This is a genomic window from Microcystis sp. M090S1 (assembly GCF_020246295.1).
GTDB classification, from domain to species: domain Bacteria; phylum Cyanobacteriota; class Cyanobacteriia; order Cyanobacteriales; family Microcystaceae; genus Microcystis; species Microcystis aeruginosa.
The window spans coordinates 1-21,549 of the sequence record NZ_JADBTF010000080.1 but is presented as its reverse complement, the minus strand read 5'-3'; the positions used below and the strand labels follow the sequence as shown (position 1 = coordinate 21,549).

At 40.2% G+C, this 21,549-nt stretch carries 5 protein-coding genes; 3 read left to right on the top strand and 2 right to left on the bottom strand.

Annotation, left to right across the window (positions count from 1 at the left end; all coding sequences use genetic code 11):
- Positions 1–275: 275 nt before the first annotated feature.
- The 3 genes from IM477_RS03530 to IM477_RS03520 are packed head-to-tail and all read left to right on the top strand — an operon-like array spanning position 276 to position 18,907.
- Positions 276–8,639 carry a non-ribosomal peptide synthetase gene (locus tag IM477_RS03530; RefSeq protein ID WP_287730548.1) on the top strand — a complete coding sequence of 2,788 codons (8,364 nt, stop codon included), beginning with the start codon at positions 276–278 and terminating at the stop codon, positions 8,637–8,639.
- A gap of 15 nt (positions 8,640–8,654) precedes the next feature.
- Complete coding sequence (locus IM477_RS03525) at positions 8,655–15,035, top strand: non-ribosomal peptide synthetase (protein ID WP_287730547.1); 6,381 nt, start codon at positions 8,655–8,657, stop codon at positions 15,033–15,035.
- The gene (locus IM477_RS03520; protein WP_287730546.1) at positions 15,032–18,907 is read left to right on the top strand and encodes a non-ribosomal peptide synthetase; all 3,876 of its coding nucleotides are present in this window, start codon (positions 15,032–15,034) and stop codon (positions 18,905–18,907) included. The genes IM477_RS03525 and IM477_RS03520 overlap by 4 nt, the downstream gene beginning before the upstream one ends.
- A gap of 92 nt (positions 18,908–18,999) precedes the next feature.
- Here the strand turns inward: IM477_RS03520 and IM477_RS03515 are convergent, their stop codons facing one another.
- Positions 19,000–21,051, bottom strand: a complete 2,052-nt coding sequence (locus IM477_RS03515; protein WP_287730545.1) for an FAD-dependent oxidoreductase — start codon at positions 21,049–21,051, stop codon at positions 19,000–19,002.
- 244 nt (positions 21,052–21,295) lie between these two features.
- A partial coding sequence (locus IM477_RS03510; protein WP_287730544.1) for a Uma2 family endonuclease occupies positions 21,296–21,549 on the bottom strand: 254 nt, incomplete at its 5' end.

Below are 21,549 nucleotides of genomic sequence, written 5' to 3'. Positions count from 1 at the left end.
TGGGGAATGTAAAAATATACAAAAGTATATTATGAAGATGTGCGGAATGTCGGTTAATATGCTATGATGTCGAGGCTCAGAACAATTTTGAAGAAGCGACAGAAACCTCGACCTTAGCCCTAGTCGGGTTTCCTGTAGTTCGTATAGCAATAATCCCACTCGTCAGAGACGGGAATTATCGCTTTAAGGGAACAGGGAACGGGGAAAAAAGCATTGTACCCCATGACTCTGAATACCGCCATCAACCACTATTTAGGGAAAAAGTTAGAACAGCAATGGAAGCACATCTGGTTTCAATAGATTACCAAATTCGGCAACTTCAAGAAATAGATCCAGTAACTACTCTATTTGGTAATGTAAGTCAGAATAAAACCGGGGAGCAAGATAGCGTTATTGAAGTTATCTCTACAGATTTACAGGAAAAAATCAACAGTTTAACGGCAAAAAATTCCGTTAATAAATTAGCATTTTATCTGGCTGTTGTCCAGGTTTTAATGTTTAAATATACTGCTCAAGTCGAGTTTGCCACGGCTACAGCAGCTTTGAATACAGAAAAATTAGAGAGCCTGATATTCTGCCGATTCAATCAACAGAATTTTAGTTCATTTAAAGATTTACTAAGGATCATTCGTAAAGATTTACAAGAAGGATATCGCCATCAAAACTATACTCTGGATAGTTTGGTCAAAACCTTGGCAGCAAGAGGAGGAAATCTAGAGAATATTTTTGACGTTGCTGTGATCAAAGAAGGACTGTGCGCCGACATTTCTTCGTTAAATCGGTTTCAATTAGTTTTTGCCATAGCAGCGGATGATAGTGGTGTTTCTGTCACTTTTATTCAAGATAAATTTCCCAGAGATTTTGTCGAGAGAATGCTAGGACATTACCAGAAAATCTTAGAAACAGTGACGAGTAATCCCGATATAGATTTGTCAGAAATTGATATATTAACGACAAAAGAACGAGAACAATTGCTGAGAGATTGGAATGATACGGCCATTCAATATCCTGAAAAGCAATGGATTCATCAGCTATTTGAAGAGCAAGCCAAACTTTACCCTGAGAGAGTGGCGGTCATTTTTGAAAATCAAGAATTAACTTATCAAGAATTAAATGAAAAAGCCAATCAACTTGGTCATTACCTACAAAAATTAGGAGTAAAACCAGAGGAATTAGTAGGAATTTATCTAGAGCGTTCCTTAGAAATGGTAGTAGGATTATTGGCTGTTTTGAAGGCCGGAGGAGCTTACGTCCCCTTAGATCCTAATTATCCTCAAGAACGCCTAAGTTATCTATTAGAAGATACTGGGGTAAAAGTGATCATTACTGCGGAATCGCTGCGGGGATTGTTGGGGGAATACCGGGGAATTGTTGTTGCTTTGGATACAGATTGGCCAGCAATTTCTCAAGAAAGTCAGAACAATTGTGACAGTGGCGTAACGGGGGAAAATTTAGCCTATGTTATTTATACTTCGGGATCCACAGGTAAGCCTAAAGGCGTAATGAATAATCATAAGGGGATTAGGAATCGTTTGTTGTGGATGCAGGATACTTATCAGTTAACTAAGAGTGATGGCATTTTACAAAAAACCCCTTTTAGTTTTGATGTTTCAGTGTGGGAATTCTTTTGGCCTTTATTAGCCGGTGCAACCCTAGTGGTAGCTAAACCAGAAGGTCATAAAGATAGTACCTATTTAATACAATTGATCCAAAAGCAGCAAATCACTACCCTTCATTTTGTCCCCTCAATGTTGCGAGTGTTTCTGCAAGAACCAGAGCTAAAAGAATGTAGTTCTCTCAAGCGGGTTTTCTGTAGTGGGGAAGCTTTGTCATTAGACTTAACACAACGCTTTTTTGAGCATTTTGACTGTGAACTTCACAACCTCTACGGTCCGACTGAGGCGGCGATTGATGTGACTTACTGGCCCTGTTTGCCGGAGAATCAAAAAGCTCTAGTGAGTATTGGTCAACCAATTGCCAATACTCAGATTTATATTCTTAATCCGGATTTACAACCAGTTCCTATAGGGATTGTGGGAGAATTACATATTGGTGGCATAGGTTTAGCTCGTGGATACCTCAATCGTCCCGAATTGACGGCCGAGAAATTTATCCCTAATCCTTTTGCTAAGGTCGAAGGAGAAATAGGGGGAGAAATTAGGGCAAAATTATATAAAACGGGAGATTTAGCCCGGTATTTACCCGATGGAAATATTGAATTTTTGGGGCGTATTGACCATCAAGTTAAGATTCGAGGTTTCCGGATTGAGCTTGGGGAAATTGAAACTATACTCAGTCAACATCCAGCAGTTGAGCAAGCGGTAGTCATTGCATCGGAGACAGAAACAGGGAGTAAAACACTAATTGCTTATGTTGTGGGTCAGTCTCAAGAGGGGGAACTCTTGGCGACTTCAGAAAAAGGGCAATTATTCGATGAGCAAATCGAGCAATGGCAAAGCCTCTATAACCAAATTTACAGCCAAACATCGGCAGATTCTGAGGGTATATTTAATATTGTTGGCTGGAATAGTAGTTACACGGGGGAACCTATCCCAGTTGCTCAGATGCGAGAATGGCTAGATGATAAAGTTAAGGTTATTCTCGCTCAACAACCTAAAAAAGTTCTGGAAATAGGTTGTGGAACTGGGTTAATATTATTCCAAGTTGCTCCCCATTGTCAGCATTATTGGGGAACCGATATTTCATCAGTAGCCTTAGACCATATTCAGCGAATTAATCAAGAAGGGCCTCAGCTAGAGCAAGTCAGGCTATTGCATAGCACAGCCGATAATTTTGAGGGTTTGGAGTCAGAAGGATTCGATACAATTATCCTTAACTCGGTTGTGCAGTATTTCCCCCATATAGATTACTTATTGCGGGTTTTAGAGGGAGCTATCAAGGTACTAACTCCGGGGGGGTGTATTTTCCTTGGAGATGTGCGAAACTTGCAACTCATGGAAGCTTTTCACGCTGATGTAGAACTTTATAAGGCTAACCCTGAGGATGCGATTAAGGATTTTAAACAGCGTGTACAGAGAAAAATTGAGCAAGAAAATGAGTTATTCATTGACCCGGATTTTTTTAGAGCAATTCAGTCCTATTTTCCTCAGATTACTGAAGTCGAGATTCATCTAGAGAGAGGTCAACACCACAACGAATTAACTCAATTCCGTTATAATGTTGTTCTGCGGATTGAAACGATTCTGGATTTTAGCACCGACTTTCCAGAATTAAACTGGACTGAACAGCAGCTGACTTTATCTGAGGTAAGAAATCAACTGGGGAAATCTGAGGGGTTAAGGGTGATAGGTGTCCCTAATTCTCGCTTGTTCGGACCTTTAAAAAGTGCGGAATTGTTGAGGAATTCTCAAGACTTTGGGACGACCGAGGAATTTAGAGCTATTAAATCGGACATTATACCAGAAAATGCTGTAGAACCTGAAGATTTTTCGGCTTTAGCTGAGGATTTATCCCTTTCGGTTTGGGTAACTTGGTCGGATACTCCAGACCGTTACGATGTGATTTTTGCCCCGCTGGAAAATTCCCGTAGAAATTACATCGCTTTTACCCCCACCCACACCGCAAAACCTGAATGGCAACTTTATGCAAATCACCCTTTAAGGTCTAAGTTAAACAGTAAACTGATTCCCCAACTGCGGAGTTATCTGCAAAACCAACTCCCAGAATACATGATACCTCATGCCTTTGTGCAATTGGATGCTATTCCTCTGACAAATAGTGGAAAAATTGACCGTCGCGCCCTACCCTCTCCAAGCTATAACAGTTTAAGGAATTCGGAGAATTTTGTAGCACCTTGTACCCCTCTTGAGGAAATTTTAGCACTGATTTGGGCTGAAGTTTTGGGCATCGAAGAGGTTGGTATTCACGATAATTTTTTTGAACTTGGGGGGGATTCGATTCGGGGCATACAAGTGATCGCTAAGGCGCGACAAATGGGTTTTCATTTTTCCTTACCCCAATTATTGCAACATCAAACCATTCAAGAATTGGCCAATTGCGTTAGCTATGAAATTGATACTTTAGGGACTGAAAAAACGGAAGTTTTTAGTTTAATTTCTCAAGAAGTTCGCCTCAATTTACCAGAGGAAGTGGAGGATGCTTATCCTCTAACTGCTCTACAATTGGGGATGATATTTCATAGTGAATATCAGGGGAATCTATCGGTGTACCATGATGTGTTTACCTATCATATTCGTGCTGATTTTAGTTTTCCCGCTTTACATAGTGCTATTAAGGAGATTGTCCAGCGGCATCCGGTATTACGAACCAGTTTCGCACTCTTTGAATATCAGGAACCCCTACAATTAGTTCATCGACAAATCGATGTTCCTTTAGGATTAGATGACCTAACCCATCTATCTACTTCTGAACAAGACACGGCTATTGATGATTGGATTGAGCGGGAAAAAATCCGCACTTTTGACTGGAATAGTCCTCCTTTATTTCGCTTTCATCTCCATCGCCGCAGTCAGGATAACTTTAACCTAACTTTCAGTTTTCATCACTCTATTTTAGATGGTTGGAGTGTAGCTTCGTTGCTCACAGAATTGTTACAACAGTATCTCTATCTTCTCGACAAAAAAGTTCTCCCTCTCTCTCCAACTCCCGCTCTCAGTTTTAGGGATTTTGTTGCCTTAGAAAAGAAAACTGTCCAATCGCCAGAATGCCAGAATTATTGGCAAGAAAAACTCAGAGATGTGACGCTGACTAAACTTCCTCAGTGGTCGAAATCTAATCAAGTTAATCAAGATTGGGATTGGTTAGTTCCTATATCTAGTCAGGTATCTCAGGGATTAAAACAACTCGGTAAACAAGTGGGAGTACCCCTAAAAAGTGTTTTATTGGCGGCTCATTTTCGGGTATTAAGTTTACTGAATAATCAGAGGGATATTGTTACGGGTTTAGTCTCTAATGGACGGTTAGAAGCAGCCGATGGGGAAAAGATATTAGGTTTATTTTTGAATACTTTGCCCCTACGTTTAGAGTTATCTGGAGGCCCTTGGAGCGATTTAGTTAAGCAAGCTTTTGATGTTGAAAGAGAATGCTTATCTTGGCGAAGATATCCCCTCGCTGAGTTACAAAAATCAGGTCAACCTTTGTTTGATACGGCTTTTAATTTTATTCATTTCCATGTTTATCAAGGTATCATCGGGGTGAAAGATTTAGAGGTCTTAGGAGGGAAGTTTTTTAATCAAACTAATTTTACATTGTTAGCTAATTTTAGTCTTCATCCCCTTTCATCTCAAATAGAACTTACCCTTAAATATGATGGGAATTATCTAGGGGAAAAGCAGATGGAGTTAATCGGAGGATACTACGAGAAAACTCTCATCGCTATGGCAACGGAAGGGTTAGAACGTTATGAAACTTGTTGTTTACTTTCTGAGCAAGAACAACATCAATTATTAAAAGAATGGAATGATACTGAGGTTCACTATCCGGATGGGTGTATTCATCAATTGTTTGAGGAGCAAGTTAAGCGCAGTCCTGATGCGATCGCTATTATTACAGAAAATGAACAATTAACCTACCGTCAATTAAACGAAAAAGCGAATCAATTAGGGCATTATTTAGGCAAAAAAGGGGTAAAACTGGAGTCTTTGGTGGGAATTTGCCTAGAACGGACCCCTGAGATGGTTATAGGGTTATTAGCCATTCTCAAAGCAGGGGGAGCTTATGTACCTTTAGATCCAGCTTATCCAACTGAACGCCTCAATGTTATCTTAGAAGATGCTCAAGTTTCCTTGTTGCTAACACAAGCAAAATTAGTAGAGAAATTAGGGAATTATCCAGGGAATCTGGTGATATTAGAGGCAGAAGCCAGAAATATAGCCCTAGAAAGTCCCGAAAACCTCTCTTTACCCGTAAGTTCCAGTAATACCGCTTATGTGATTTATACCTCCGGTTCAACGGGGAAACCAAAAGGGGTTGTCATTGAGCATCACAGCACCACAACCTTACTCAATTGGTCCAAGGAAGTCTTTAGCAGTGAGGAATTAGCGGGGGTTTTGGGAGCTACTTCTATTTGTTTTGATTTGTCAGTATTTGAACTATTTTTGCCCTTGGCTGTGGGGGGTAAGATTATTCTGGCCCAGAATGTTCTAGATTTGCCTAGTTTAAGTGCAGCCAAAGAGGTAACATTAATTAATACCGTACCTACAGCGATCGCTCAACTGCTGGAAATTGAGGCGATACCTGAGACTGTGCAAACGGTAAACCTCGCCGGAGAAGCTTTGTCTAATCAATTGGTACAGAAGCTTTACCAGCAGGAAAACATTAAGAATGTTTATAATCTCTACGGTCCTTCAGAAGATACCACTTATTCCACTTTTAGCTTAGTGCCTAAAGGGCACCATGGACAACCGAGTATCGGCCGGCCTATTGCCAATACTCAAGTTTATATTCTGGACTCTTTTAAGCAACCGGTTCCTCTAGGAACTATTGGTGATTTATATATCGGGGGTAAAGGGTTAGCTCGATGTTATCTGAATCAACCTGAATTAACCGCCGAGAAATTTATCTCCAATCCGTTTAGTAATGAACCCAATGCCAAACTCTATAAAACAGGAGATTTAGCCCGATATTTACCCGATGGAAATATTGATTTTTTGGGGCGGGGTGATAATCAGGTAAAATTGCGGGGTTTCCGCATTGAATTAGGAGAAATTGAGGCAACTCTAGGGACTTATCCCCAAGTTAAGCAAAAGGTGGTGAAGATTTGGGAAGACTCCTATCGGAATAAGAGATTAGTCGCTTATCTAGTAGGAGAAAATGGTCCGATAAATACTGAGGATTTGCGTCGTTTCTTGGGACAGAAATTGCCAGAGTATATGATTCCGGCTCTTTTTGTCTCCTTAGAAGCTCTCCCTCTGACTCCCAATGGAAAAATTGACCGTTCCAGATTACCCCTCCCTGAGATACCTTGGACATCTGAGCAGGATTTTGTCCCCCCGCATACTCAGAAAGAAAAGATTTTGGCCAGTATTTGGCAAGATGTTCTCAGAATTAAACAAGTGAGTCGTTATGACCGCTTTTTTGAAGTTGGGGGCGATTCTATTCTCAGTATTCAGGTTGTCGCTCGCGCTCGTCAAGCCGGGTTGAAGATTACCCCTAAACAGATATTTGAATATCCTACTCTTGCTGAACTAGCTACAGTTGCCGATTATTCCACAGCCGAATTAGCTAAACAGGGTTTAGTGACGGGTATTGTGCCTCTCACTCCCATTCAACTGTGGTTTTTTGAGCAAAATCGCGCTGAAATGCACCACTTTAATCAGTCTGTCCTCTTAGAAGTTCCTCATCACCTGAAAGCTGATTTGTTAGCTCAATCTCTGAGAAAATTAATTGAACATCATGACGCTTTGCGGTTACGGTTTACTGTGGAGGAAGGACAATGGCAACAAGTTAATGAAGGAATGCCGGAGGAAGTACCTTTTGAAGTGATTGATTTGTCTTCTATTCCTCAATCTCAGCAAGGGGAAACTCTCTTAGCAATGGCAACAACTCAACAGGCAAGTTTAAATCTCTCTAGTGGACTATTAATCAAGGCGGTACTATTTGAATTGGCACCCTATCAACCCAGTCGGTTACTGATTATTATTCATCACTTGGGGGTTGATGGTGTATCTTGGCGAATTTTGTTAGAAGATTTATTGACGACTTATCAACAGCTAGAAAGGGGGGAGAATGTAGAACTTCCACCTAAAACCATAGCCTTTCAGGATTGGGCGCTTCTCTTGAGGGATTATGGACAAGGGGAGAAAGCGAGAGAGCCATTAGACTATTGGTTAACTCAACCTTGGTTAGAGGCAAGCAATTTACCTGTAGATGACGAGACTGGAAAACCATACAATACAGTAGCGACGGCAAATGATGTCACGGTGACTCTAGATGAAGAACAAACCCGCACCCTCTTGCAAAAAGTCCCCGCTGCCTATAACACTCAAATTAATGAGGTTTTGTTAACCGCTTTAGCGGAAACTTTGACAGAATGGACAGAAAATTTGACCATATCTCTTGATTTAGAAGGACACGGACGAGAAGATTTGTTCAGTGAGGTTGACTTATCGAGGACGGTAGGTTGGTTTACCAGTCTTTTTCCGGTTATTTTGCGACTCCCCCCCGAAAATCACCCCGGTGAGCGGCTCAAATCTATTAAAGAACAGTTACGAGCTATTCCTCACAGGGGAATTGGCTATGGAATTTTGCGATATTTGAGTGATGATGCTGATATTAAGTCTCAATTAGCTGAAATTCCTGCCAGAGAAGTTTTGTTTAATTATTTAGGTCAATTTGAGCAAGGACAATTGCAAAAAGGGGATTGGAAATTAGCGGATGAGTCTAAGGGGCCTAATCACAGTCTTAAGGGACATCGTAGTCATTTGTTAGAGATTACGGCCAGAGTTATCGAGGGACAGTTACAAGTAAACTGGACTTATAGCGATCTCATCTATGAACGTTCGACGGTAGAATATTTAGGGCGCAGCTATAAAGAAGCTTTGCTGAAATTGATTGAGCATTGTTTATCTCCTGATGCTGGGGGTTACACTCCCTCAGATTTTCCAGTAGCGCACTTGAATCAACAGGAATTAGACGATATTCTGGCAGAAATTGACTAATAAGGAGAATCTTTCATGGCAGATACAAAAAATCAACCCGCCAAAAATGTGGAGTCTATTTATCCTCTTTCCCCCATGCAGGAAGGGATGCTCTTTCATAGTCTTTATACTCCTGATTCAGGGATTTATTGTAGTCAAACTCTAATTACTCTGGAGGGAGAAATTAACCTTACAGTTTTTAGGCAAGCGTGGGAAAAAGTTGTAGAGCGTCACTCGGTATTAAGGACTCTATTTCTTTGGGAAAAACGGGAAAAACCTCTGCAAATTGTGCGAAAAAAGGTTGATTTGCCTTGGGATTATCAAGATTGGCGCAATCTTTCCCCCACAGAGCAACAACAACGTTTAGATTTATTGTTACAAACAGAGCGTCAACAAGGGTTTGAACTCAAAGTTGCTCCTTTAATGCGCTGCTTGATGATTCAACTATCGGACCAAACTTATAAATTCCTCTGCAATCATCATCATATTATTCTGGATGGTTGGAGTATGCCTATTATTTATCAAGAAGTTTTAGGGTTTTATGAGGCAGGTATTCAAGGGAAAAGTTATCATCTTCCTTTGCCGCGTCCTTATCAAGATTATATTGTTTGGTTACAGCAGCAAAACCCATCTATTGCTGAGAGTTTTTGGCAGCGAACTCTTGAAGGGTTTATGACTCCCACCCCCCTGAGGGTGGACAGACTCCAGTTAATGAAATCTGAAGGTAAGCCGACTTATAAAGAGTATAACTGTCATTTATCGGCTTCTCACTCCAAAGACCTGCAATCTTTGGCGCAAAAGCATAATCTGACCTTATCTACTCTAGTACAGGCCGCTTGGGCGATTCTTCTCAGTCGCTATAGTGGGGAGTCAGAAGTTTTATTTGGGGTTACGGTTTCTGGTCGCCCTCATGATTTATCAGGGGTAGAACATAGGGTAGGATTATTTATTAATACATTGCCGCTGCGAGTCTCCATCAGAGAATCAGATTTATTGCTATCTTGGTTACAGGAATTACAGCAAAAGCAAGCAGAAATTCAGGATTATGCTTATGTTTCTCTGGCTGAAATACAGAGATTAAGTGATATTCCACCGGGGGTTCCCCTGTTTGAGAGTTTGGTCGTTTTTGAGAATTATCCCAGAGAAGCGTTATCGAGAGATTCTCGTCAATCCTTAAGGGTTAAGGATGTGGAGAATTTTGAGGAAACTAATTATCCTTTGACGGTGGTTGCTATTCCTAAACAGGAGTTACTGATTCAGTTAATCTATGATACTAGCCGTTTTACTCAGGATACGATTGAACGGATGGCAGGACATTTACAGACTATTTTAACAGGGATTGTTACTGATACTCGGCAACGGGTAACACAATTACCTATATTGACAACACAAGAGCAACATCAGTTATTAGTAGAGTGGAACAATACCGAGGCAGATTATCCTTTAGATAAGTCTTTACATCAATTATTTGAGGAACAAGTTGCACAGAATCCGCAGGGAATAGCGGTTATTTTTGAAGACCAAAAATTAACCTATCAACAGTTAAATAACCGGGGCAATCAGTTAGCTCACTATTTACGAGATAAGGGTGTAGGTCCAGAAAGTTTGGTCGGGATTTTTATGGAGCGTTCCCTAGGGATGGTCATCGGTTTATTAGGGATATTAAAAGCCGGGGGAGCCTATGTACCTTTGGATCCGGATTATCCTACCGAGCGCTTGGGGGATATCCTCTCAGATTCGGGGGTTTCTCTCGTGTTAACTCAGGAATCTTTAGGGGATTTTCTTCCCCAAACTGGGGCCGAGTTACTGTGTTTAGATAGGGATTGGGAAAAGATAGCTACCTATAGTCCAGAAAATCCCTTCAATCTAACGACTCCTGAGAATTTAGCCTATGTTATTTATACATCAGGTTCAACGGGAAAACCCAAAGGAGTATTAATTAGCCATCGAGGGTTAATGAATTCAATTTGTTGGTATCAAGACGCTTTTGAAATTACGCCTTTAGACAAAACCACTCAACTAGCAAGAATCGCTTTTGATGCTGCGGTTTTGGAGTTATGGCCCTGTTTAACGGCGGGGGCGAGTCTTGTCTTAGTTAAACCTGAAATCATGCAATCTCCCCCAGACTTGCGAGACTGGTTAATTGCCCAAGAAATCACCGTCAGCTTTTTACCAACTCCCCTAGTTGAGAAGATTTTATCTTTAGAATGGGATGAAAATATAGCCCTTAGAATTATCTTAACGGGTGGGGATAAACTCCATCATTACCCTTCAGTATCAATGCCTTTTAAGCTTATTAATAATTATGGACCCACAGAGAATTCAGTAGTAACTACTTCAGGATTAGTTCCCGACTATGAAGAAGGAAACCCCCCATCCCCGTCTATTGGTAAGCCAGTTTATAACACAAAAATTTATATTTTAGATCAGAATTTACAACCGCTTCCGATTGGGGTTCCTGGAGAGTTACATATTAGCAGTTTGGGGTTAGCGCGGGGTTATCTCAATCGTCTGGAATTAACTCAAGAAAAATTTATTTCTAACCCTTTTAATTCGGGTATATTATATAAAACTGGTGATTTAGTTCGATATCTTCCAGAGGGCAATATTGAATTTTTAGGGCGCATTGATAATCAGGTTAAGCTGAGGGGATTACGGATTGAATTAGGGGAAATAGAAGCAGTTTTAGAGACACATTCTGAAGTGGAAAAAGCCGTAGTTATTTTGCGAGAAGATACCTCAGAAAATCAACGCTTAGTCGCTTATATAGTCAGGAAATCCCCCTCATTAGGTATCGGAGAATTGCGTCGTTTCTTACAGCAGCAACTGCCCGCTTATATGGTGCCTTCTGCCTTTGTAATGTTGTCGGATTTTCCCTTAAATAACAATGGCAAGATAGACAGGAAAAAATTACCTATCCCCGATGAGACATCAATTATTGAATCTGCTTATATAGCCCCAAGAAATGAAAAAGAAAGCCTCTTAGCTCAGATTTGGCAAGATGTTCTTCAGGTATCCAAAATAGGGGTTAGTGACAACTTCTTTGAGTTAGGAGGACATAGCTTAAAAGCTATTTCTCTAGTGAGTAAAATTCAGGAAAAGTTAGGGCAATCTTTGCCCATTAAACAAGTATTTGCCCATCCTACCATTGCTGAACAAGCAGCATTATTAAGCACTGTTACCCCTCTGACGGTAGCCACTATTCCCCTTGTATCTGCACAGGAAACCTACGAAACATCCCATGCTCAGAGACGTTTCTATGTCTTGCAACAGATGGATCTCAATAATGTAGCTTATCATATTGTTTCCACCCTCAAAATAGCAGGAGATTTTAGTCCAGATGTCTTTGAAAAAGCCATACAATTATTGATTTCCCGTCATGAATCCCTGCGGACATCTTTCATTTTAATTAACGGTGAACCACAACAGAAAATCCTGCAAAATCGTCCTTTTGATTGGGAATTTAAAGACTGGACAAATAAACCTGATGAAGAAATCCTAGAAACGATTGCAAAAGAGAGAAAACCGTTTGACTTAGAGAAAAGTCCCCTGGTGCGCTCTAAGATTTATAAACTATCTCCGAATGAATATATTTTAGAGTTAGAAATTCATCATATTATCTGTGATGGTTGGTCAATGAGTTTGTTAGCTAAAGAATGCTTACAATACTACTCTGATTTAGCCAAAGGATTACAGCCTAGTATAGAGCCATTGCCGATACAATATAAAGATTATGCAGGATGGCAAAATAATCTTTTAAGAAGCGAAAATAATCCCAAAAACCTAGATTACTGGCGGCAAAAACTGGACAATGGACAACTGACCAGAGTTCACTTACCGACAGACTTTAAACGTCCCCAAATAAAGACGTTTAAGGGTTCTCATTTAAGCTGGACATTTGACCGAGAAACGATTTCTAAATTAAGAAAAATTTGTCAAGAAAACGAAATAACCCTATTCATGGCATTGGTAGCGGCTGTCAAAATATTACTGTATCGCTACAGTGGTCAACATGATATTACTATTGGTACAGAAATCGCCACCAGAAGCCATCCTCAACTGCAATCTCTAATCGGTTTATTTCTCAATACCTTAGTTATTCGTGACCAAATTGAACCCGAAAAAGGCTACAAAAATCTACTCGCAAAGGTTCGTCAAACCGTTACCGAAGCCTTAGAACATTCCGATTATCCCTTTGATATTTTAGTAGAAAAATTAGCTGTTTCTAGAGAAATTAACCGCACTCCCTTGTTTGATATATTAGTCCTTCTGCAAAATTTTGATCAACCTGTAGGCTTGGAAAATATACAAATAAAATCTCTAGATTCCCTGACCCCGACCAGTAAGTTTGATCTATCTTTTGTGTTTAGTGAAGATCAGGAAAAACTCAGATTAGAGCTAATTTATAACACCGACTTATTCCAAGAGGAGAGGATGAAAAAATGTCTCATTCACTTCGATAAACTCTTGAATGAAATGCTATCTAACCCCGCCCAACCCGTCAAAGACATTTCTTTGTTATCGGAGGCAGAAACCGCTTTCATTGCCAATTTTATCAATCCTATTCCTCGCTTAGAAACCCGTACTATTATCCACGATTTTATTGACCAAGTTGAAGCCAAACCGGAGAAAACATCGATTATTTATCCAGGGGGTAAATTTAGCTATCAAGAATTACATGAACTAACTAACTTTTGGGCTTATGCCTTAAAAGAATTAGGCGTGGAAAAAGACAAGGTTTGTGGTGTTCTCCTAGAGGGAGATTATCGTCAGTTAATCGCCATGCTGGCAGTATTTAAAGCCGGAGGAATCTATTTACCTCTACGTTTAGATGAACCCGAGGAGCGCCGGCAACGCATGATGATTAAAACTAGCCCCGAAATTATCTTAGTTGCGGCTGAGAATTTAGAGGGGATTAAACCCCAACTATCCGCATTAGAAAAACCGCCTCATATCTTAGTGGTTAAGGCTCATAAAATTCAGCAATATCATCAGTGGAATGGCATGGATTATCAAGAGTTTCCTTGCCAATTAAGCAAACTGCAACCCCTTCTAGCTATGCCGGATGCTGATGATTCTAATTATATTATGTTTACTTCTGGCTCAACCGGTGAACCTAAAGCAATTTTAGGCAGTCACGGCAGCTTACGTCATTTCATTGATTGGGAAAAACGGGAATTTGGCATTAATGAAAGTTGGCGCTGTTTACAAATTGCTCAAATTAATTTTGATGCTTATTTGAGGGAAACCTGTGTGACTTTATGCTCAGGGGGAACTCTGTATATTCCAGAGAGTACAGAGCGAGAAGACTTAGAGCTTTTATTACTGCGAATAGGAGAATGGAAAATTAACTTACTACACACTGTCCCCTCGGTAATGCGTCTATTTTTAAAGATGGGGCGTGGTTTAATTAATGCTCATAATCTCCTGAAAAGTTTGCGAATTTTTGTCTTAGGAGGAGAGCCTTTATTTGTGAAAGAACTGGCTGAATGGCATCAAATTTTTGGCTCTCAGACAGAATTTGTGAATATTTATGGGGCAAGTGAAACTACATTTGTTAAGCATTTTTATCGAATTCCTAACCCTAATAATATTCCCTATGAACGGGTTCCGGGTGGTCAAACTTTGCCAGATGCCGCTTATGCAGTGGTTGATGGAAATCGCGCCAGGGCAATAGGAGAAGTAGGAGAAGTGTTCGTTAAATCCCCCTATTTAACAAAAGGTTATTATCAAGATGAAAGCTTAACTCATTCAGTTTTTGTGCCTAATCCTTTGAATGGGGGGAGGGATATAGTTTATCGTACTGGAGACTTAGGCAGACTGCTTCCTGATCTAACTTTAGAAGTAATAGGACGCAGTGACAATCAAATTAAATTAAATGGGGTACGGATTGAATTAGGAGAGATTGAAGATGTCCTCAGTGGGATTGAGGGAGTAGAAAAAGCCTTAGTTATGGCTAATAAAAAGGAGGAATTAGTAAACGTAATTGCTTATTATCAGGCAGAGGATACAGTTCATCAGGAATATATTCGAGGTAAATTAAAGCAACTCTTACCGATTTATATGCAGCCTAGCTTTTTAATGCGGTTAGAAGCTTTTCCCTTGTTACCTAATGGAAAAATTCATCGTCTAGCTTTGCCAAAACCCGAAGAAAATATTACTGACTCAACTAACCAAGTCCCAGATTTTAATCCACAAGAAGCTTTATTAGCTTCCCTTTGGGGTGAGTTATTAGAAGCAGAAGTTAGTAACAGTAATCAGTCATTTTTTGAACTAGGAGGAAACAGTCTGAAGGCGATGCGCTTAGTGTCACAAATCCGTAATCAATTTGGAGTTTCTCTCCGATTACGGGAAATTTTTACCCATAATACTTTAAAAGAACAAGCTGTATTAATTCAATCCCGACAAAAACGATGATCAACTTACCACAATCTGACTCAATTAACCCACTGGAAAAACAAAAATATTACCAAGTCTCTCACGGTCAAAGAAGGCTTTGGATTTTGCAGCACATCAGCGAATCTTCTAGTGCTTATAATATTAGGCTTGCCATGAGAATTAATGGCAATTTAGATGTTTCTATATTAACAGCAGCCTTTCAAGAACTGGTGAACCGTCATGAAATTCTCAGAACCACTTTTACCAGTGTTGGGGGCAATATTAAGCAAGTTATTCATGAGCAAATCCCCACAGAACAGTTAATCATTTTTAAAGATTTAATAGAAGAAAAAGATGCTGAACTCTTGGCAGATGATTTAATTCAAGATTCGGCAAATTTACCTTTTAGTTTAGAAAATTTGCCCCTTATTCGGGTCTTATTGGTGCAGATTAAGTCAGAAGAATTTATCTTTGGTTTGACTGTCCATCATATTATTGGAGATGCACAATCACTTGATATTATCTTTCAAGAGTTCTTTACATTATACTCTGCTTATACTCAACAAAAAAAAGCTGAATTACCCCCTCTTACCCTACAGTATAAAGATTATGCGGCATGGCAAAATCAGTGGTTAGAAAGTGAAGAAGTTAGAGAACAACATGAGTATTGGTGCGAGGTTTTTGCCGAACATCCCCCTATCTTAAACTTACCGATAGACTTCCCTCGACCTCAAGTAAAATCTTCTCAAGCGGCTTCCTACACTTATCAATTTAGTGAGAGTCTTAGCCAACAATTACAAACCTTTGCAACTCGAAATCAGACAACTCTATTTATTACCCTACTGACTTTCTTTAAAATATTACTCTACCGCCACACCGGCCAACGGGATTTAGTAGTTGGTATCCCTATTTCAGCACGAAATCATCCTGATTTAGAAAACCAGATCGGGTTTTATGTTAACACCTTGGCTTTGAGATCTTTATTACCAGAGGGAGTAACTTTTAAGCAAGTCTTAGGGGAAGTAACTAACACCTGTCTTGATGCTTATGAATATCGTGATTATCCTTTTGATAAATTAGTATCCGCTCTCAATTTAGAACGTGATTTGTCCAGAAATCCCTTATTTGATGTCATGTTTTCTCTACTGAGTAAAGAAAGCAAAACTGTCTTAAAAATTCCTGGTTTGGAACATCAACCTTATCCCTTAAAACCACGGATGGCTCAATTTGATATGACTTGGAGCTTCTTTGAAGATAGTCATAATCTTACATTAGTGATCGAATATGAGCCAGATTTATTTTTGCCTGAAACCATCGCCAGAATGAACGGTCACTTTTTACAAATTATTAAAAGTGTAATTCAGAATCCCGATTGTAAATTATCTGAGATTAATTTATTAACTCCTGAAGAACAGCATCAATTACTAATAGAGTGGAATCAAACCGAAGTTGCTTATCCTCAACAGTGTCTGCACCGGTTAGTTGAAGAAAAAGTTAGAGATAATCCCGAGGCAATAGCTCTTATTTTTGATGGCGAAAAATTGACCTATCGAGAGTTAAATAATCGAGCTAATCAAGTCGGTCACTATTTACAAGAAAAAGGCGTAACTTCAGAAGTATTAGTGGGGATTTTTATTGAGCGTTCCTTTGAGATGATCATCGGAATATTGGGAATTATGAAAGCTGGGGGAGCTTATGTTCCTTTGGATCCTAATTATCCCCCTGAGCGCTTGGATTATATGATATCTGATTCAGCTATCTCTCTGTTGTTAACTCAGCAATCTTTAGTTCAATCTCTACCAGAAAATTGCCCCGAAATACTGTGTTTAGATACAGATTGGTTAAAGATAGCTAATTATAGTCAAGAGAATTTGACCTCTCCAGTTAAACCAGAAAATTTAGCTTATGTTATATACACTTCTGGTTCAACAGGAAAACCTAAAGGTGTGATGAATATTCATAGAGGAATTTGCAATACTCTAAAATACAATATTGATAATTATAATCTTAACTCTGAAGAGCGCATTCTCCAAATTACTCCCTTTAGTTTTGATGTTTCGGTTTGGGAAGTTTTCTCATCTTTAACATCTGGTGCTACCCTAGTCGTGGCTAAACCTGACGGGTATAAAGATATAGATTATTTAATAGATTTAATTGTGCAAGAACAAGTAACTTATTTCACTTGTGTTCCCTCAATATTGCGAGTTTTTCTGCAACATCCCAAGAGCAAAGATTGCCACTGTTTAAAACGAGTAATTGTCGGGGGAGAAGCCTTATCTTATGAACTCAATCAACGATTTTTTCAGCAGTTAAACTGTGAATTATATAACGCTTATGGACCAACAGAAGCCGCCGTTGATGCTACTGTCTGGTGCTGTCAGCCAAATTCCCAGTTAATTCCTATTGGACGTCCCATTGCTAATGCCCAAGTTTATATCCTCGACAGTTATCTCCAACCGGTTCCTATTGGTGTTGCTGGAGAATTACATATTGGTGGAATGGGTTTAGCGCGTGGATACCTCAACCAACCTGAATTAACGGCTGAAAAATTTATTCCTCATCCTTTTGCTCAGGGTAAATTATATAAAACCGGGGATTTAGCTCGCTATCTTCCTGAGGGCAATATTGAATATTTAGGGCGGATTGATAATCAAGTCAAGCTGAGAGGTTTACGCATTGAATTAGGAGAAATTCAGACGGTTTTAGAAACTCATCCCAACGTTGAACAAACTGTTGTGATTATGCGGGAAGATACCTTATATAATCAACGGTTAGTTGCTTATGTAATCAGAAAAGATACTTTATTAACTTCCCAGGATTTGCGTCGTTTCTTACAGCAGAAATTACCCGTTTACATGATCCCTTCTGCCTTTGTCATGTTGTCGGATTTTCCCTTAAATCCTAATGGGAAAATAGACGTTCATAAATTGCCTATACCGGATGAGACTTCTCTAGTTGAATCACCCTATTTAGCCCCCCGCAATTCAACGGAAACTATCTTAGTAAGCCTTTGGCAACAACTTCTACAAGCTGGCAAGATAGGGGTTAATGATAACTTCTTTGAGTTGGGTGGTCATTCCTTACAAGCTATGAATCTTATGGCTTTAATTTATGAAAAAATGGCCATAGAAATTCCTTTATCAATGATTTATGAAAAGCCAACAGTAGCCGAATTAAGCGATTATATTATCTATGCTCAGGAGATGAATATTCAACCGAAAGAACGTCCTTATGTGGTGTTTAATAAGGAGCAAAAAAAAGCCGTCTTTTTATTTCCCCCCGCCCTTGGTTTCGCTGCTGCTTATGCCAATTTAGCAGAGTATATAACGGATTATGCTCTCTATACTTTCCGGTATATTAGCGATGAATTAATGTTAGAAAAATACGCTGAATTAATTGAGGATTTGGCTCAGAATCAAGATATAAAATTAATGGGACATTCCGCCGGCGGATTTTTAGCGATGTTAATGGCGCAACAATTAGAAAGTCGAGGGAGAGTTGTTTCTGATGTCATTTTACTGGATACTTACAGAGGAGGACGTGAGGCTAAAAAAGCTGATATGTCAGAGATTCAAGAAGGGGTTGATGCTTTCTTATTAAATCCCAAACGTCAGGAATTAAGAGGTTACTTTTTAGAGAATCAAAAACTCCGCAATCGCACTTATAATCAAGTGTGGGAATACTTTAATTTTCTTTGGAATTCTGACTTAAAAAATGTACAAATTCAAGGGACTATTCATTTGATTCGTGCTGAGGGAAACTATGAAGCTCAAGATGATTGGACACAAGCAACAAAAGGGGAAAGAATCAATCATTATGCCACTGGTATTCATCGTGAAATGATTGATCCTCCTTATCTTCCCAAAAACGCTCTGATTATTAATAGTATTCTCAACCCAAAAAAGTCGTAACCGTTGAGGGGGGGGACGAAATCGGGCAATCTGAGAGACATGGATGAGCAGTACCTAGGGTCTGCTGAAAAAGTTTTTTCAGCAAACCCTAATTAATACCAATTATCCATCGACTGGAAAATTGAGGCATCGGGGAACATAGTTGGATTACCACTAGCGTCGATTTTTTGCCGTAATTCTCGCAGTTGTTGATTGCCGATGAGAAAATCACTTTCTACTAATTGATAGGGCAGTACATTATTATCTAAAGCATACACTGCCGTGATGCCGGCAGCTACCCCAGAGGACCACTCGAAGGAATGGACACGATAGGCGGCCGCGGCAATATGACTAAGGGCGATACTTTTCCCCGCTATCAGTAAATTATCGATTTTTTGGGGAATTATAGCCCTTAAAGGAATCTCGAAGGGGTAAGCTTGCCCTTGTCCCTGTCTTTCTCCTGCTTTTTCTGTATTACCCGGTTTTTCGGGGGGATGTTCCGTCATGCAGGGATGAAAATCAATCGCATAGTGACCGATACCGACGGAATCGGGGTAAATAGTCGATCGCTTGCGTTTAACGGCCTGATCGGGGGATAATGTGCCATCAAGTACGGAAAATCCCTCTAATCCTGCCAAGGTGGCAATTAAGCGCCGATATTCTGCTGGGGAAAGATTTTGACGATAGAAATCGCTTTGAAAATTTTGTCGGGAAATATCGATTTCTGTGACGGTAAAACCATCGGGGAAAGTCAGGGAAGGACGACCGATAATCCGTCTTGCTTCCCGAATATAGGGATATTTTGACAAACCGTGGGCAGTACCCATGGGAGAATCAAAACCGGAGAGATAACGGTTATTCAAATGGGGAACTTTTACCCCGTCCCCTAACTGGGAATCGGTGGTTCCTTCTACTAACCAATAATAGTAGGAAATGGCGTGTTCTTCGCCCCTCGCGAGGGTTTCGGTGCGTAATCCTCCCATCCATCCCCCCGGAGATAACTGTCCTAGCTGTTGCAACTGTTCACGGGTGTAGATAAAGTTATCCTTCGCAGTCCCCGGACGATAATCATTTCCCCAGGTCCAATTCTGCATGGAAATATCCCCCGGTAGGGGTTCGGTAAAAGTAATTCCCCCAAAGGTTTTCTCTTTACCCAGTTGCGGACTCCAAATACGACGATAGGTGAAAACGAGGTCAAAATCGGCTAATCGCGGCAATTCATAGCTAAAATAGGGGGCATAGCGTTCATAATAAACGGGTTTCTCGTGGGTTTGTGGTTTTTCTGTTTCCTCCATGGCGAAGGTATAGGTAAAGCCTTGGGTACAGTAGGGGTCGCCAGTGACGCTAGAGGAAGAAGGTTCGAGATAACTGCGCTTATCGACACCTAAACGGTAGGGAATATCTGATAATCCGATTATTTCCCCGGTTTCGGTCGCTTCAATCACATACCAATCTGCTAATTGATTCGGTTGGGAGGATTTGGGGACAAAACGGAGGATTTTCTTATCAAAACGGGGAGAATTTTCGTAGCGATAGATATCCTCCATTTTTTGCGACAAAAACTCGGTATTTAGGGGAGGAGTACCTTTTGCGGGACTATGTTGAATAGCAATTACACTGGTAATCTGTTGACCGGTACCGCGATTGGGTAAAGTTTCAATATTTAATTCTTTGACTACCGTGGTGGGAAACCATTTCAGGGTTCCTTTGCCTTTTTTGGCAGCGTCTTCTAACTGTTGAAATAATAATTTATGTCCATCAAAAGGCAAAAAACAAGACCCGCTTACCCAACATTCTCCGGGGTTGCGTTTCCCGTAATGCTTTCTAATTCTTTCCCTAAATTCTAGATAACCTTTCGGGAAAAATAATTTTTCTCTTTGTGTTCGTCTTTCATCTAATGCGGAGGTTCCCTGAGAAGATATCTGTCCCCCCACCCAGTCGGTAATCTCGGTTAAACAGACGGTTTTTCCTAATAATAAAGCTTCGTAGGCCGCACCGGCACCGGCTAAACCACCACCCACCACCAGAATATCACAGCCGACGGTTTGATCCAGTTCTCGCGGGGGGGCTGCTAGGGTGAGGGGAGTGAAAGCTTGCAGGAGAAATAATCCCAGAGAGAGGGATTTAAGAGGAGTAAAGTGATGATTGAAAATTTTAGGTGACATTATTGACAAATATCAATGTTGTGACTGAGAGTTTCCTCTTTCTTTGAAGCAGTAGCGAGAGAATCTGTTCCTGAAATCCTGATTGTTTTTTGTGGACGATATTGAGAACTCTGTAGCTTGATGCCTGCTTTTGAGAGATTATACACCGCCAAGCTGACAATCGATCGCTTTTCTGGAAATGTCTTGACAAAATAGAGATAGCCTGATTCGGTGTCATTCCCTTTGTTATTCCCTGTAATCCTTCCTAAGTTAAATTCAAAACAAACCCGGGTAACACATCTTCCCCGGATAAAATAGCAGGTAAATTAATAATTTCCCCATCGCTATTTAGTCGGTAGATTTCCACCTGCTGCTGTTGCGGATTAATCAGCCAACCTAAACGTAAACCACTAGCTAAATATTCGCGCATCTTGTCCTGTAAAGAGGTTAAAGAATCGGTACGAGAACGTAATTCAATCACAAAATCGGGACACAAAGGCGGGAACTTGTCTCGATCTT

Coding starts and splice junctions, on each gene's coding strand:
- IM477_RS03530 (WP_287730548.1), top strand. CDS start 276: ATGGAAGCACATCTGGTTTCAATAGATTACCAAATTCGGCAACTTCAA.
- IM477_RS03525 (WP_287730547.1), top strand. CDS start 8,655: ATGGCAGATACAAAAAATCAACCCGCCAAAAATGTGGAGTCTATTTAT.
- IM477_RS03515 (WP_287730545.1), bottom strand. CDS start 21,051: ATGTCACCTAAAATTTTCAATCATCACTTTACTCCTCTTAAATCCCTC.
- IM477_RS03520 (WP_287730546.1), top strand. CDS start 15,032: ATGATCAACTTACCACAATCTGACTCAATTAACCCACTGGAAAAACAA.